The organism is Acetobacter sp. DsW_059, from assembly GCF_002153695.1.
Taxonomy (GTDB): Bacteria; Pseudomonadota; Alphaproteobacteria; order Acetobacterales; family Acetobacteraceae; genus Acetobacter; species Acetobacter thailandicus.
Map to the genome: position 1 here is coordinate 1 of NZ_JOPI01000002.1, position 14,328 is coordinate 14,328.

General features: G+C 51.2%; 15 protein-coding genes and 3 tRNA genes. 9 read left to right on the forward strand and 9 right to left on the reverse strand.

The window, feature by feature from the left end; all coding sequences use genetic code 11:
* Positions 1–13: 13 nt before the first annotated feature.
* Positions 14–88: transfer RNA gene (locus HK25_RS00275), tRNA-Val, on the reverse strand.
* 67 nt (positions 89–155) lie between these two features.
* Between HK25_RS00275 and HK25_RS00280 the strand changes: the two genes are divergently transcribed.
* The gene (locus tag HK25_RS00280) at positions 156–1,052 is read left to right on the forward strand and encodes an N-formylglutamate amidohydrolase (RefSeq protein WP_086634916.1); all 897 of its coding nucleotides are present in this window, start codon (positions 156–158) and stop codon (positions 1,050–1,052) included.
* Between the two features lie 77 nt (positions 1,053–1,129).
* Positions 1,130–1,927, forward strand: coding sequence for a phosphatase PAP2 family protein (locus tag HK25_RS00285; RefSeq protein ID WP_233127532.1), 798 nt, complete (start codon positions 1,130–1,132; stop codon positions 1,925–1,927).
* A gap of 18 nt (positions 1,928–1,945) precedes the next feature.
* Here the strand turns inward: HK25_RS00285 and HK25_RS00290 are convergent, their stop codons facing one another.
* Together HK25_RS00290 and hpnA are read right to left on the reverse strand one after the other, a co-directional pair.
* Positions 1,946–2,347 carry a DUF4354 family protein gene (locus HK25_RS00290; protein WP_086555213.1) on the reverse strand — a complete coding sequence of 134 codons (402 nt, stop codon included), beginning with the start codon at positions 2,345–2,347 and terminating at the stop codon, positions 1,946–1,948.
* Positions 2,348–2,508: 161 nt separating this feature from the next.
* Positions 2,509–3,504 carry a hopanoid-associated sugar epimerase gene (hpnA, locus tag HK25_RS00295; protein ID WP_086555212.1) on the reverse strand — a complete coding sequence of 332 codons (996 nt, stop codon included), beginning with the start codon at positions 3,502–3,504 and terminating at the stop codon, positions 2,509–2,511.
* A 216-nt stretch (positions 3,505–3,720) separates the two neighbouring features.
* On the opposite strand from hpnA, the gene HK25_RS00300 reads away from it, so the two are divergent.
* Entirely contained in the window at positions 3,721–4,776 is a 1,056-nt protein-coding gene (locus HK25_RS00300) for a lysylphosphatidylglycerol synthase domain-containing protein (protein WP_086555211.1), read from the forward strand.
* A 5-nt stretch (positions 4,777–4,781) separates the two neighbouring features.
* A complete protein-coding gene (locus tag HK25_RS00305) occupies positions 4,782–5,669 on the forward strand; it encodes a prephenate dehydrogenase/arogenate dehydrogenase family protein (RefSeq protein WP_369824719.1) in 888 nt (295 codons plus the stop codon).
* A 3-nt stretch (positions 5,670–5,672) separates the two neighbouring features.
* Here the strand turns inward: HK25_RS00305 and HK25_RS00310 are convergent, their stop codons facing one another.
* The 3 genes from HK25_RS00310 to HK25_RS00320 all read right to left on the reverse strand — a co-directional run bounded on the left by HK25_RS00310 (position 5,673) and on the right by HK25_RS00320 (position 7,611).
* A complete protein-coding gene (locus HK25_RS00310) occupies positions 5,673–6,338 on the reverse strand; it encodes a M48 family metallopeptidase (protein WP_233127533.1) in 666 nt (221 codons plus the stop codon).
* A gap of 87 nt (positions 6,339–6,425) precedes the next feature.
* Complete coding sequence (gene ykgO / locus HK25_RS00315; RefSeq protein ID WP_003625637.1) at positions 6,426–6,551, reverse strand: type B 50S ribosomal protein L36; 126 nt, start codon at positions 6,549–6,551, stop codon at positions 6,426–6,428.
* Between the two features lie 133 nt (positions 6,552–6,684).
* The gene (locus HK25_RS00320; RefSeq protein WP_086634920.1) at positions 6,685–7,611 is read right to left on the reverse strand and encodes a hydrogen peroxide-inducible genes activator; all 927 of its coding nucleotides are present in this window, start codon (positions 7,609–7,611) and stop codon (positions 6,685–6,687) included.
* 172 nt (positions 7,612–7,783) lie between these two features.
* On the opposite strand from HK25_RS00320, the gene HK25_RS00325 reads away from it, so the two are divergent.
* Both HK25_RS00325 and HK25_RS00330 read left to right on the forward strand, forming a co-directional pair.
* Positions 7,784–8,326 carry a peroxiredoxin gene (locus HK25_RS00325; protein ID WP_086555207.1) on the forward strand — a complete coding sequence of 181 codons (543 nt, stop codon included), beginning with the start codon at positions 7,784–7,786 and terminating at the stop codon, positions 8,324–8,326.
* A 240-nt stretch (positions 8,327–8,566) separates the two neighbouring features.
* Entirely contained in the window at positions 8,567–9,094 is a 528-nt protein-coding gene (locus HK25_RS00330; RefSeq protein WP_086555206.1) for a carboxymuconolactone decarboxylase family protein, read from the forward strand.
* Between the two features lie 145 nt (positions 9,095–9,239).
* Here HK25_RS00330 and HK25_RS00335 read toward each other — a convergent pair.
* Positions 9,240–9,316: transfer RNA gene (locus HK25_RS00335), tRNA-Asp, on the reverse strand.
* Positions 9,317–9,722: 406 nt separating this feature from the next.
* On the opposite strand from HK25_RS00335, the gene HK25_RS00340 reads away from it, so the two are divergent.
* Positions 9,723–10,667 (forward strand): hypothetical protein, encoded by a 945-nt coding sequence (locus HK25_RS00340; RefSeq protein WP_233127550.1) that lies wholly within the window; start codon positions 9,723–9,725, stop codon positions 10,665–10,667.
* A gap of 49 nt (positions 10,668–10,716) precedes the next feature.
* Here HK25_RS00340 and HK25_RS00345 read toward each other — a convergent pair whose 3' ends face one another.
* The gene (locus HK25_RS00345; protein ID WP_086555205.1) at positions 10,717–11,538 is read right to left on the reverse strand and encodes a class III extradiol ring-cleavage dioxygenase; all 822 of its coding nucleotides are present in this window, start codon (positions 11,536–11,538) and stop codon (positions 10,717–10,719) included.
* A 181-nt stretch (positions 11,539–11,719) separates the two neighbouring features.
* Positions 11,720–12,244: an inorganic diphosphatase gene (gene ppa, locus HK25_RS00350; RefSeq protein ID WP_086555204.1), complete on the reverse strand. Its 525-nt coding sequence runs from the start codon at positions 12,242–12,244 to the stop codon at positions 11,720–11,722.
* 160 nt (positions 12,245–12,404) lie between these two features.
* Between ppa and HK25_RS00355 the strand changes: the two genes are divergently transcribed.
* Positions 12,405–12,478, forward strand: a tRNA-Ile gene (locus tag HK25_RS00355).
* A gap of 72 nt (positions 12,479–12,550) precedes the next feature.
* A complete protein-coding gene (gene ettA, locus HK25_RS00360) occupies positions 12,551–14,230 on the forward strand; it encodes an energy-dependent translational throttle protein EttA (RefSeq protein WP_086555203.1) in 1,680 nt (559 codons plus the stop codon).
* The last annotated feature ends 98 nt before the right edge of the window (positions 14,231–14,328 follow it).

The window sequence follows — 14,328 nt, forward strand, 5'->3', positions numbered from 1 at the left end:
TCTGCGACAGGAATGGTGGGCGCAGCAGGGATTGAACCTACGACCCCTACCATGTCAAGGTAGTGCTCTACCGCTGAGCTATGCGCCCACCATTCCTGTCCTGTGGGGCTTTTATCCTGCTTGTGTTCTGTGTGCAACCCTACAATGATAGAGGAATGAAAAATTTTACCCATTTTTTTGTGCGTAAAGGTCTGAAATCCTTTTTTCCTGCTCACAGTGAACAATTTCATAGTGAAGCCAGCGCATCATATGGCGTTGTGGGTAAGACTGTCGTACCGGTTGTTCTGGCTTCTCCTCATTCCGGGCGGTGTTATTCTGAGGCGTTTGTCAGTAACAGTCGTCAGCCTTTATCTGTGTTGCGCCGCGGTGAAGATAGCTACGTTGAAGAGCTGGCGGCTGAAGCTCAGGCGTGTGGGCCGGCCTTACTTCATGCCCTGTTTCCCCGTGTGTTTTGCGATGCAAACCGCGCAGCCTGGGATATGGATCCTCGTATGTTTGACGGGCCGGTGCCAGCCTTTGTAAAACCGTCTGAACGGGCTTTTTCTGGCCTGGGGTCTGTACCGCGTATCGCCGCAGGTAACTGTAATATTTATCGTAAGGCAATCCCTTTTGAGGAGGCCGCACGAAGAATACAGACATGCTGGCTTCCTTATCATCACGCTTTATATCAGTTACTGGGGCAGGCCCACACACGCTTTGGAATAGTGCTTCTGCTCGATCTTCACTCAATGCCTGATGCGCCTGATGCGGGTTCACCTGATTTTGTTCTGGGGGACTGTCATGGCCGGAGCTGTGCAGCCCGTTTTACTGACTGTGCTGAACATGAACTGCGCCAGGCCGGGTTTAGAGTGTCACGTAATAAGCCTTATGCTGGCGGTTATATCACGCAGCATTATGGCAGACCGCAGAACGGCTTTCATGCATTGCAGATCGAAATGCGTCGCAGCCTATATATGAAAGAGGCAACGTATGAAAAAACTGAAAATTTTTCTGAACTCAGTTCAGCACTCAGGTCTCTGACTGAGGTTCTTATAAAAGAGAGTAATGGTTAATATTTTGTGAAAGGATAGAAATTTTCAAGACGATGTGTGAAACGTAGCCTTCTCAGATGGTGTAATGGATACAGAAGATGAAAATGAAAAAGAGCGCAGGTCTTCTGTGTTTTGTAGTGAGTTTTACAGCTGCTTTGTCGGCCTGTTCTTCAGGGCACGCTGGTTCGGTTATTCCGGCTGCGTCTTTGCCTGACGCGCGTGAGGTTTTGCCACCGCCGCCTGTTCCGGGTAGTGCAGCCCAGGCTGATGATGATCAGGTATTTAAAGCAACCCGTGACCTGCGGGGCAGCTCACGCTGGATGCTTGCTCAGCATGATGCACTCCTTGATAAAGCGACCCTGCTGGAAGATTTTTCATGCGCTGTTGGGTATAAACTTGATCTTAAACAAGCTCCGCATCTGAAGTCGTTTTTTGATAAGGTTGCCCCGGCGATTAAAGAGAGAACATCTCAGGTTAAGCACCTTTGGCACCGTCGTCGTCCGTTTGTTGGTACTGACCAGCCAACATGCACAACAGTCGCTGATTTAGGGCTTTATTCTTCGTTCCCTTCTGGTCACACAACAGCGGGATATGGCATGGCCCTGGTGCTGGCCAGTCTTTTGCCTGAGAAGGCTGGTCCTGTTTTGCAGCGGGGTCGTGTTTTTGGTGAAAGCCGGATTGTCTGTGGTGTCCACTGGAAGTCAGACGTAGAGGCTGGTTACCTGAATGCAGCATCGCAAATGAGTGTTCTGCTGCGGGAACCTTCGCTGCAGGAGGACCTTAAAGCTGCTCAGGATGAGCTGCGCGCTATGGCGCACACTCAGCCTCCGGTGGATGCTGCACAGTGTCAGGCAGAGCGGGATGCGGCTGACCATTCCCTGTTGTCAGCACCCTGAGTAATTTTAATAAGCCTGTTAGCGGGAGATTCTGACAAAATTACAGTTGTCAGAGAGTTTGACGATAACGGGTTTTGAGATGATGTCATCATGTGAGGCAAAGATAGCCGTACCTGTTGCTGGTTGTCCCTTTTTCAGGAAACCAGTAACCAGGTTGGCATCTACTGTATCAAGTCTGAGTTCTTTGTTTTCGGCAGAGTATGCTTTTAAGCAGATCTTGGATAAATCAGCTTCTGTATCTGATAAATTAGATATGGTGATATTATAGGTCTTCACATAGGCTGTGTTTGACCCGGTAGCGATTGATCCGTGGGATTTTTCGATGGCATAGACAGAGATGCTGTCATATGCGTTTGCGTAAGCCGAAGTAACAGACCCGAGAAGTAATGAGGCGGCTATAATATATGCAGAAAATTTCATAACAAATTTCCATTTTGATTTTTATAAAAATATCTTTGGATCGTTTATAGATTATACAGATTATTGTAAATTAATTTTAATTATTTTTTATGGTAAAAACAGGCATAAAAAACCTCCTGATTTTACCATATTTTTTTGAGTCTTTACTGATATTTGAAATATTATTTCAGCATATCATGTGCGCGAAACCAGCTAACGGCATCTTCAACGGCTTCTCGTGCGGGGCGGGGAGCATAGCCCAGTTCTGCGATGGCTTTGTCAGAGGAGAAAAACATCTTTTTTCGTGACATTGCCAGCATTTCACGGGTGACCCGTGGGGTAATGCCAAAGCTGCGGGACAGCCATTCTGAAGCGATAGCAACGGGCCATATCACCTCGGGGGAAAGGCGGACTTTTGGTTTTGCGACGTGAGCAATCTCTGCAACCATGGCGAACAGGTCACGCAGCAGGTAGTTCTCTCCGCCAAGAATATATTTTTCGCCTATAACACCACGTTCGAGCGCCAGAGCGTGACCTTCGGCCACGTCATCGACATGCACAATATTGACACCACTATCAACATAAGCGGGCATTCGCCCGGCAGCGCAGTCGAGAATCATCTGTCCGGTAGGTGTTGGCTTAATGTCTCGCGGTCCCACTGGTGTTGAGGGGTTAACAATCACGGCAGGCAGGTTTTCGTCGCGTACCAGGCGCAGCACTTCCTGCTCAGCTCTGTATTTGGAGCGTTTATAAATGCCAATAACACTATGCTCATGCACCGGTGTATTTTCATTGCTGATCGTGCCATCGCCAATCAGCCCCAGAGCAGCGACGGAGGAACAGTAGACAATGCGCTCTGCACCAGCTGCTTTTGCAGCCAGCATCAGTTTGCGTGTGCCCTCAACGTTGGCGGTCATCATCGGTGTTGGGTCTGGCACCCACAGGCGGTAATCAGCGGCAACATGAAATACGTAGCGGCAGCCTTTGACGGCCTGATCAAAACTCTCCGGGCGGGAGAGGTCGCCCTCTGTCAGTTCAGCCGGAATATCGGCAATGTTCTGACGGTCGCTTCCTTTGCGCACCATCAGCCTGAGCGAGTGGCCACGTTTAACCAGAGCGCGGGCTACGGCTGAGCCAACAAAACCGGTTGCGCCGGTTACAAGCGTATGAGCAGTCATCAAAGGGGCTCCCGCAGGGGTATGAAGTAAGAACAGGGCTGTTAAGCCCGAAATGCTGGTTTGTTTCTTTTATCCTGTCATCCAAGGTGGCGCCAGACCCTGTGCTGGTGTAATAGGTCTGACTTATATACCTAACGCCCTCCTTCATGATGATTTCATGACAGGTTTCTGGAAGGTCCGGCGGGGGCTTTTCGGGCAGACATTAAAGCGCGTACTGTGAAGAAGCTTACTGTTTTTCTGACCCTGCTGGGCTTACTTGTTATTACTGCAGCTATGGCGTGGAGTGGTTTTGGTGCCGTGGCGCATGCGGTTATGCGCATTGGTCCGGGCGGCTTTCTGCTTATGGTATTGTGTCAGCTTCTGGTTGATGGTGTGCTTGGGCTCGCCTGGAGCGCGGCTGTGCCAGAGATTGGCTTCCTGAAGCTGACCGGTGCGCGTATGGTGCGGGACGCAGCGGCATCCTGTCTGCCATTTTCCCAGCTCGGCGGTTTTGTTATCGGTATTCGTGCCACCTGTTCTGTGCGCGGGGCCGGTAAACGCAAAGTGGACCTGCCTGAGGCTGCAACCGCGAACCTTGTTGATATTACAACTGAGGTGATGGGGCAGGTAGCGTTTGTGCTGCTGGCTGTTGGGTGCCTTGCTGCGCATCAGCGTAACAGTCCTCTTGTCATACCTGTTATCATTGGCGCGGTTTTTCTGATGATGGGTGCCGCAGGCTTTGTCTGGACACAAAGGCACGGCGGCAGTCTGTTTCGCCATCTGGGCAATAAGCTGACCAGTAACATTCTTGCACAGTGGCAGGATATCCTGCTGAATAGTGCAGACGAAGTGCAGCAGCGTATGGAAGCCGTCTGGTCGCGTCCGTTGCGTATTGCTCTCTCCGCTTTTTATCATCTTATTGGCTGGATCAGCAGTGCAGGCATGCTGTGGCTTACAGCTGGTTTTCTGGGAGTGCACCTTAACCTGGTGAACGCCATTGCGATTGAAGGCGTAACCTGTGCTGTGTTGTCTATGGGCTTTCTGGTGCCAGGCAACCTCGGGGTGCAGGAGGGCGCTTATATTGCTCTTGGGCATGCTTTTGGTATTGACGCTTCAGTTTCCCTGGGCCTTTCCCTTTTGCGGCGTGGCCGGGAGCTGAGTATTGGTGTGCCGGTGTTGCTGGTGTGGCAGATGCTTGAAATGCGTGGGCTGCGAAAGCTGCCCGCCAGTAAGGACGGAGCACAGAAGCCAGAGGTTATTGAGGAAGCTGACTTCTCGGCCGTGAAGGAGTGAGGGTGGTGACTGAACCTGTTTTCGAGACTCTTGCTGTTGTTGGCCCCGGGCTTATCGGGTCTTCAGTTTTGCGTCGTGTGCGTGAATTTCCTGGGCTTGCGCGTCGTACTATCGCTGTTGATATTGATCCTGCGGTGTGTGCCCGTGTGCAGGAGCTTGGTATTGCTGACGAAGTAACGACCGATGCTGCTGAGGCGGCAGCTCAGGCTGATTGTGTGCTTTTGTGTGTGCCTGCTGGTGCTATGGGGCATGTTGCAGCCAGCGTTCTGCCCGCTATGAAGCCTGGTGCTATTCTGAGCGAGGTCGGTTCGGTTAAGGTTTCAGTCATCGAGGCGATTATGCCTTACCTGCGGCCTGATATTGCCTATGTGCCTGTGCATCCTATGGCCGGTACAGAATTCTCAGGGCCTGATGCAGGTTTTGCTACCCTGTTTGAAGATCGCTGGTGCCTGCTGACACCGCTCGAAGACACACCGCATGAAGCGATTGAAGCGACTCTGACCTTCTGGGAGCGATGTGGTAGTCGCCTGCGTGAAATGACACCTGCGCACCATGACCGTGTTTGTGCGATTGTCAGCCACCTTCCGCACCTGCTGGCCTTTACAATCTGTGGTACAGCCGATGATCTGGCAGATGAAACGCGCTCTGAAGTGCTGGACTTTGCAGCATCAGGATTTCGGGATTTTACACGCATCGCAGCTTCTGACCCGATCATGTGGCGTGATATCTTCCTGCTTAATCGCAAGGCACTGCTGGAAATGCTGGCGCGCTTTACTGAAGATGCACAGGCAATGGCCCGTGCTATCCGCTGGGCTGATGAAGAGTATATCGTTGACCGGATAGAACGCGGTCGTAAAATCCGTAAGAGCCTTATTCAGAACCGTCAGGCCTGAAAATCAGGTTGGCTGCCCGTAAGCCAGGATATGCAGGGCATTAAGGCGTTTATGGTTTTTGTCAGCTGTCGGATTAAGCGAGAGCACTTTTTGCCATGCTTTCAGTGCGGCTTTGCCGTCTTTACGCTGTTCCTCCACCGTGCTGAGCAGGGCCCAGCTGGTCGCATCATCCGGGTCTTTTTGCAGGGCTGTGCCGAGGTCACTGACAGCACCCTTCAGGTCACCTGCAACAAGACGAATCTGCGCGCGAGAGCGCCATAACACAGCTTTTTCGGGCTGCAATGCCAGAGCGTCGTTCATGTCTTCCGAGGCGTCATCAGGTTTCTGGTCTGAGACATCCTTTCTGGCGCGGCGCAGCAAAAGAAGTGTCGTGGGAGAGAGGCCGGCTGAGCGAAGGCTTTCCAGTTTATCAGCGATAAGATGCGCCTCATCAGCTGATGTTGTATGCGCCAGCTGTACCACCAGGGCTGCCTGAAGTTCATCGGCAGGTGATTTTTTCGGTGCATGGGCTGGTGCCGCTGCGGGCGGCGGGAGGGCTTCAGATGTCTGTTCAGCTTTTTTATGATGTGCTGATGCGCATAAAGCCGCAGTGCTGCTGAGTGCAGTATAAAGCAGTAGGCCTTTAATGAGATGCCCTGAGGCGCTGCGAATAAAAGATCCTGAACGCAAAAACCCGCTCCTCCATAGAATGGAAAAACGGGTTATACGGATATCATGTCTCATCTGCCAGCCTTAAAAGGCCAGAGACAACATAAATCAGCCCTGACGGGCTTTCATGCGAGGGTTCTTTTTGTTGATAACATAAACCCGGCCACGACGACGTACTACACGGCAGTCTTTGTCACGCACTTTGGCCGATTTCAGGCTGTTTCTGATTTTCATGGCCTGTTTTTCTCCGCCAGTTCCAGATGAGTTGAAATTAAGATGAGTGCGCACATAACGTTTCGGGCGCTCTGAGTCAATAATTTGAGCCGTTATACAGTGATTTTCTTTGCATCAGGCAGTTTTTCATTTTTTATTCTGCCGCGGGAGCCAGGGTTGAAAAGGCTGCCGCCAGGGTATGAAAATCAGCAGAACGCGGAGAGCGCGGCCGCCAGGCAAGGCCGATTGTACGCCAGACCGGCCCGCCTGAGAGTGGACGGCTGATAACCGGATGAGTGCTGAGCAGGCCGTTGTCGATGGCCAGAGTCGGCACAACGCCGATACCAAGGCCAAGGGCGACCATATCTGCCATCGTATGGAGGGATGTAGCCGTAAATGTTGCATCATTTTCGTCTGAACTATCCCATCCGCGTCCCTGACGGCAGACGGCCAGTGTCTGCTCGCGCAGGCAGTGACCGTCCTCCATCATAATCATACGCTGATCTTCAAGCTGTTCGGCAGAAACGTGGCTGGCTGAGGCGAGAGGATGCCCTTCAGGCATAATGACCTGAAGGGGGTCGCGCCACAGAGGCAGGGTTTCGGTGCCATCGCACAGGCAGGGCATTGCCAGGATGAGCAGGTCCAGGCGGCCAAGGCTCAGTTTCTCAAGGAGACGTTCAGTCGTATCTTCTGTCACGGAGAGCACAATCTGAGGAAAGCGCTCCTGTATTGTGCGCACCATCGGGGTAACAAGAAAAGGCCCTATTGTCGGAATAACGCCCAGGCGTAGAGGGCCTGTCAGCGGGGTACGGGCAGCTGCTGCAAGTTGTGGCACAGCCTCAAGAGCCTCAAGGGCCTGACGCCCTTTACGGGCGACCTCCTGCCCCAGGGGGGTAAACACTACTTTTTTACCAACGGTACGATCAAGAAGCCGGGCATCAAGCTGACGTTCGAGTGTCATAATCCCGGCTGACAGGGTAGACTGCGTTACAGCACAGGCCGCCGCTGCCCGCCCGAAATGGCGCAGTTCTGAGAGGGTAATAAGGTAGCGCAGTTGCTGTGCAGAGGGCAGGGGAAGCACAGATGTGGTCTCCGGTAAGGTCGCTGGTGAGATGTAATGATCGACTGGGTCGATGATTTGGATATAAAATATTCATTGGCATGAATTGTCATATCGCGCCATAGATAAGCCCACACACAACGGCAGTCTGTGTCGTTGTCTGATGTATCTGGTATAATAAAGGAGCAGATTTATGCTGACAGTTGGTGATAAATTTCCTGAGTTTGATCTGACAGCCGTTCCTGGTGGTCCGGAAGGTCTGAAAGGGCAGTTTGTCCAGATTTCTGACAAATCTGACGCTGGTAAGTGGAAGATCGTTTTCTTCTGGCCAAAAGATTTCACATTCGTCTGCCCGACCGAAATCGTTGCTTTCGGCAAAAAGGCTTCTGACTTTGCTGACCGTGATGCCGTTGTTTACGGTGTTTCTATCGACAGCGAGTTCGTTCACCTGAACTGGCGCCTGCACCACGAGGACCTCAAAACCCTCGAAATCCCGATGCTGGCTGACATTAAGCGTGAGCTGACAGAAGGCACGGGCGTTATGGCAAAAGACGCAGGCGTTGCTCTGCGTGCGACCTTCATTGTTGACCCGCAGGGTATCATCCGCCACGTGTCTGTTAACGATCTGTCAGTTGGTCGTAACCCACAGGAAATCGTGCGTATTCTTGATGGCCTGCAGAGCGATGAGCTGTGCCCATGTAACTGGAACAAAGGCGACGACTTTATTAAAGTCTGATCTTCTTTGTGCGTCAGGGGGTGTTATGCTGCTCAGGCAGCATAGCATGCCTCTGGCATCCCTTCCTGTTGTGGTGGGGTTTTGATGGCAGAAGCGCCCTGCGCTGCCATTGTGCGTTTTCTGATTTCAGACAAAGCGCCCGTTTTTCTTTTTTATAACTGAGTCTGCTGCTGTCTGTTTCAGTGCAATGAAACAGTGTTTGATGTTGCCTGCTTTATTTTCCTGATAGGGATGGATCTGATGTCTATTGATGCTTTGAAAAATCGTATTCCTGATTATGCAAAAGACCTGCGTCTTAACCTTAGCTCTCTGGCAAACGATGTTACGCTGACACCGCAGCAGCTGGCTGGTACCTTTGTTGCCTCAGCCCTTGCGTCGCGTAATGACGAAGTGATTAAAGCTGTTACGGCTGAGTTTTCTGACCGTCTTTCTCCTGAAGCGCTGAATGCAGCAAAATCTGCTGCCGCGATTATGGGTATGAATAATATTTATTATCGCTTTGTTCATATGGCTGGTGATGAATATGCTAAAATGCCTGCACAGCTGCGTATGAGTGTTATTGGCCGCCCCGGGGTCGAAAAAGAAGATTTTGAACTGTGGTCTCTGGCTGTTTCAGCGATTAATGGCTGTGAGCTGTGCATTACGAGCCACGAAAAAATTGTGAGAGAAGCTCTGGGTGCTCAGGCTGTGCAGACTGCTGCACGTATTGCGGCTACCGTACACGGCGTTGCTGTAACGCTTGACGGTGTAAGCGCTCTTGAAAGCTGAGTAACAGTTTGTAGCGATTAAATGTGATCAGAGGCAGGCACCGCAGAGCGGGTCTGCCTTAAGTCGTATGCTGATATGAAGTTACATGCCAGGACACAACTCTGTGTCACATGGTGCGCTCATTCTGATAAAATTTTTAAGAGAATGGCGCGAGTGACGGGGCTCGAACCCGCGACCTCCGGCGTGACAGGCCGGCGCTCTAACCAACTGAGCTACACCCGCATTTTCTGACGCCCACTGTCGTTTCGTGTGCGTCGGTATGTCGCGTTTTATAGCGTTGTTTTTTTCTTTGGCAATATGCTTTTTTCAAAAAAATACGTTTTTGTGCATTTTTTTAAATTTATCGTTTTGAGGTGCTGTTACAATATGTCCATTTTGTTGCCTGAAAAGCAACATTCAGCATTTTATCGTTGCTAAAATGAAATTTTATTTATCTTTTGTGCTATTCTCTGTAATAATAAAGACCGTGCCTGTTTCTCTGGTAATGAAGCAGAATGACTGGCAAAAAAGCTGAAAAAGATGCGGTCAGAGGGAGGACACAGAATTGATCAGATATAGAGCACGTTATGCAGTAAAGTTTTTAACAACATTTACCGTTTCGCTCTGTTTCAGCTCTTATTCTTCTGTCCTGGCATCTGAGACTGAACATGCTTTAACTGCTCCTCCTGAAGTACAGGCTGTTACGAAGCCGCAATGGTATACGGGTTCTCTTGTCTCTCCTTCCGGGGCTATGACGCAAAAGGGCATCCTCGCGATTGAGCCTTATGTGACCTACAATCAGCCTGTGGGGTATATTGATAGTAACGGGAATATCGGGCCGTTACATCCGCGAACAAAAAATATCACTAATTTTACAATGATTAAATATTCTATCACGGACAACGTCAGTGTGCAGACATTGCCGACGTTCAGTTATCGCTGGGGCGGTCACGGGAACCAGACAAGCAGCGGGGTCAAGTTTTCTGATCTGCCGGTTGATGTGATGTGGCGTTATCTGGATGCGAATCCTGATCGTTTTATTCCGGCTCTGAGTGCTTTTGTGGGTATGGCATTTCCGACCGGAGATTATCAGAGAATCGACCGCACTCAGGATGGTGTAGGGTCTGGAACATATACTCTGCGCCTGGCTCTGACTGAGCAGTCCACTTACACATTGCCCGGTAACCATGCGTTGCGCCTGCGTATGTGGGCAACGCTGCGTAAGCCCCTGAACAAAGCGCAGTTGCATGGTATGAGCAGTTACGGCACAGAGCCCGGATTTCGTGGTAACGCCCGCGCCGGCCTTTTTGGTTCGGCAGGTTTCTCTCTCGAATATGGTATTAATCAGAAGTGGGTGCTGGCAATGGATATTGCCCGTGACTGGAGCAATGGCAGCCGTGTGCGTGGCGTCATGAAGGATGGCAGTATCATTGACAATATGGGCAGCCCGTCAGGTGACTGGCTGGCTGCACCGGCAGTTGAGTTCAGCTGGAGCCCCAATTTTGGCGTCATCTGTGGGTCATCAGTTTACTTTGCCGGCCACAATACCAGTCTTGTGGTGTCGCCCCAGTGTGCTTTGAATACAGTGTTCTGATTGATCTGTTCTGTGAGGGGTGAGGCCTGCGTTAGAGCAGGCCCCGAGATTATCCGAAGCGGAAACCCGAGAGAGCTTTGCCAAGAACTGTGTCGCTATAAATACGCTCCCCCTGATCAGCTCCGGCTGCGCCTGCTGCGACCATCAGCGGGAGCAGATGTTCTTCACGCGGATGAATGACGCGTGCAGCGGGGGCTTCCTCCCAGTGTATCAGGGCGTTGTTGCGCTCTGCTTCGGGCAGGCAGGCTGCTTTATCAAGCCATGTGTCAAATGCTACCGCGTCCTGATCTGTCTTTGGGTTGGCTGTCATAAAGTGACGCAGATTATGGTAGCTCATGCCTGTGCTGACAATGAGTACATTCTGGTCTCTGAGCGGAGCGAGCGCCTTACCAGCCTGAATATGAAAGGCCGGATCAAGGTCCTGGCGTAAGGAGAGCTCAACAACCGGGATGTCTGCATCAGGGAAAGCCAGCATGAACGGAATGAAAACACCGTGGTCCAGGCCGCGATCAGGGTCAGATGTTGCGCTAATCCCCGCATTTTTGAGAAGCGAACAGATTTGTGTGGCCAGTGCCGGGTTGCCCGGAGCGGGGTAGCGTAAGGAATAGGTATGTTCCGGAAAGCCGTAATAGTCATAGATCAGCTCAGGTTTTTCTGACGCTGTTACTGTGAGTGTTTCCGTCTCCCAGTGTCCTGAAACGACCAGAAGAGCATCTGGCTTCTGAGGGAGTGTATGGCTGAACCCGCGCAGGAACTCTGCCATTTTGTCCCATACATCAGGCCAGTCCATAAAAAAGCAGGGGCCGCCCCCATGGGGTATAAAAACTGCTGGCTGGCGCTTATGCGTGGTTGCAGGAGAGGTGCTGCTCATGCGCGGCAATTCCTTTGTCGGATGGCGGCCTGCTATGTCAGGCCAGGATATCATGACAGATGGGGATGCCGTATGTTTATGAAAACAGTTCTTTGCAAAAAAGAATTAAAAAACCGGAGGGGCCCGATGTCAGGCCGCCTCCGGTTTCTCTGTTTATATCAGGCGTGACAGTACGTCAGGCTTATTTTTTTGCAGCTTCGAGAGCACTGGTAATGAAAGCACCTGCTTCATTGCGGTCACCCCAGCCGGTCACTTTAACCCATTTGCCGGGCTCAAGGTCTTTGTAGTGAGTGAAGAAATGTTCGATTTCTTTCACTGTCAGTTCCGGCAGGTCGGCAATGCTCTGCACTTTGCTGAAGATTGGGGAGATTTTATCATGTGGTACGCAGATGATTTTTTCGTCCTGACCTGATTCGTCTTCCATTTTCAGTACACCAATCGGGCGTGCACGAATAACAGAACCGGGCACAACATTAGACGGTGTCAGCACCAGGGCATCGGTCGGGTCACCATCAGCAGCCAGTGTGCCAGGAATGAAACCATAAGCTGTCGGGTAAGCCATTGGTGTGAAAAGGAAGCGGTCAACAATAACTGCGCCGCTGTCTTTGTCGACTTCGTATTTGACAGATGATCCCTGAGGAATTTCGATCACGACGTTAATGTCGTTGGGAACATCTTTGCCAGGGGAAAGTTTAGAAATATCCATTACTCAGGGTACTCCGGTTTTATCAGTCAGTAGAGAAGGCAGACCCTATCCGGCGTAAGGCTTCTTGCCAAGACAGAACAGAAAAGATGACTTTTTATCGAAAATTCGCTCATCAGCTCTTGCCAAATGGCTCAGGTTGCGTAAATCAGAGAACACCTGCGCGCCCGTAGCTCAACTGGTTAGAGCGGGCCGCTCATAACGGCTAGGTTGCGGGTTCAAGTCCTGCCGGGCGCAGGTTTCTCTATAACCTCACGTCCCTTACCAGACGGCCTAAATTTATTATTCCATTGTGAGGAGTCTCATCTCGTGGCAGCTTATCAATACGTCTATGTGATGAAAGACCTGACCAAGGCTTATCCTGGTGGGCGTGAAGTATTTAAAGGCATTACGCTTTCCTTCCTTCCCGGCGTAAAAATCGGTGTTCTCGGCGTTAACGGTGCGGGTAAATCGACCCTGCTGAAAATTATGGCCGGCATTGATAAAGAATATGGTGGTGAGGCCTGGGCTGCAGAAGGTGTTAAAGTCGGGTATCTTGAGCAGGAGCCACAGCTCGATCCGACTCTCACAGTTGGCGAAAACGTTGCTCAGGGTTTCGGTGACCTGAAAAAAGCTGTTGATCGCTTTAACGAGATTTCCATGCGCTTTGCCGAGCCCATGGAAGATGATGAAATGACAGCCTTGCTGGCTGAACAGGCAGAGCTGCAGGAAAAAATTGATGCAGGCGATGGCTGGGAGCTCGACCGTAAGCTCGATATGGCGCTTGATGCACTGCGTTGCCCATCTGCCGACAGCCCGGTTGATAAACTTTCAGGTGGTGAGCGCCGTCGTGTGGCACTGTGCCGTCTGCTGCTTGAGAAACCTGACATTCTTCTGCTTGACGAACCAACCAACCATCTTGACGCTGAGAGCGTTGCATGGCTGGAAAAAACACTTCAGGATTACAGCGGCACAGTTATGGTCATCACCCATGACCGTTACTTCCTTGATAATGTGACCAACTGGATCCTTGAGATCGAGCGTGGCCGTGGCATCCCCTTCGAGGGCAATTATTCTTCATGGCTTGAGCAGAAACGCAAACGTCTTGCTCAGGAAGAGAAAGAAGAAAGTGCCCGTCAGCGCGCTCTTGCTGCTGAGCAGGAGTGGATTGGGTCAAGCCCTAAAGCGCGTCAGGCTAAAAGTAAGTCACGTATTGCCCGCTATGAAGAAATGCTGGCGCAGAGTGCTGAGAAGCAGAACGGCGTTGCAGATATCGTTATTGCGCCCGGTCCGCGCCTGGGCAGCACCGTTATTGAGGCCGAAGACCTGAGCAAAGGCTTTGGTGAGCGTCTGCTTATTGATAATCTTAACTTCAAGCTGCCACCAGGCGGCATTGTTGGGGTGATCGGGCCAAACGGTGCGGGTAAATCGACCCTGTTTAAAATGATTATTGGCGCAGAAAAGCCAGATGCGGGTTCGCTGAAAATTGGTGAAACTGTTAAGCTTGGTTATGTTGATCAGTCTCGCGATGATCTGGACCCTGAAAAAACAGTGTGGGAAGAGATCTCCGGCGGCACTGATGTGATTTATCTGGGTAAACGGGCTGTGCCATCGCGTGCTTATACCGGTGCCTTTAACTTTAAAGGGTCAGACCAGCAGAAGAAGGTCGGCATCCTTTCCGGTGGTGAGCGTAACCGCGTGCATATGGCTAAAATGCTGCGCCAGGAAAGTAACGTTCTGCTGCTTGACGAACCTACCAACGATCTTGACGTTGATACTCTGCGTGCACTTGAGGAGGCTCTGGCTGAGTTCCCTGGCTGTGCTGTGGTGATCACCCATGACCGCTGGTTCCTCGACCGTCTGGCTACGCATATTCTTGCGTTTGAAGGTGATTCTCACGTTGAATGGTTCGAAGGAAACTTCGAAGCCTATGAAGAAGATAAACGCCGCCGCCTGGGGCCAAATGCAACAGAGCCCAGCCGTATCAGATATCGCCCTATAGCGCGCTGATCAGGCTGAAAGCACTGGCGCTCTTGTGTCAGTGCTTTTTTTTTAGCTACGGTTGCTCGCTCGTGTTTTTTAGTATTGATGCCGGAGAGGCTTTTCTG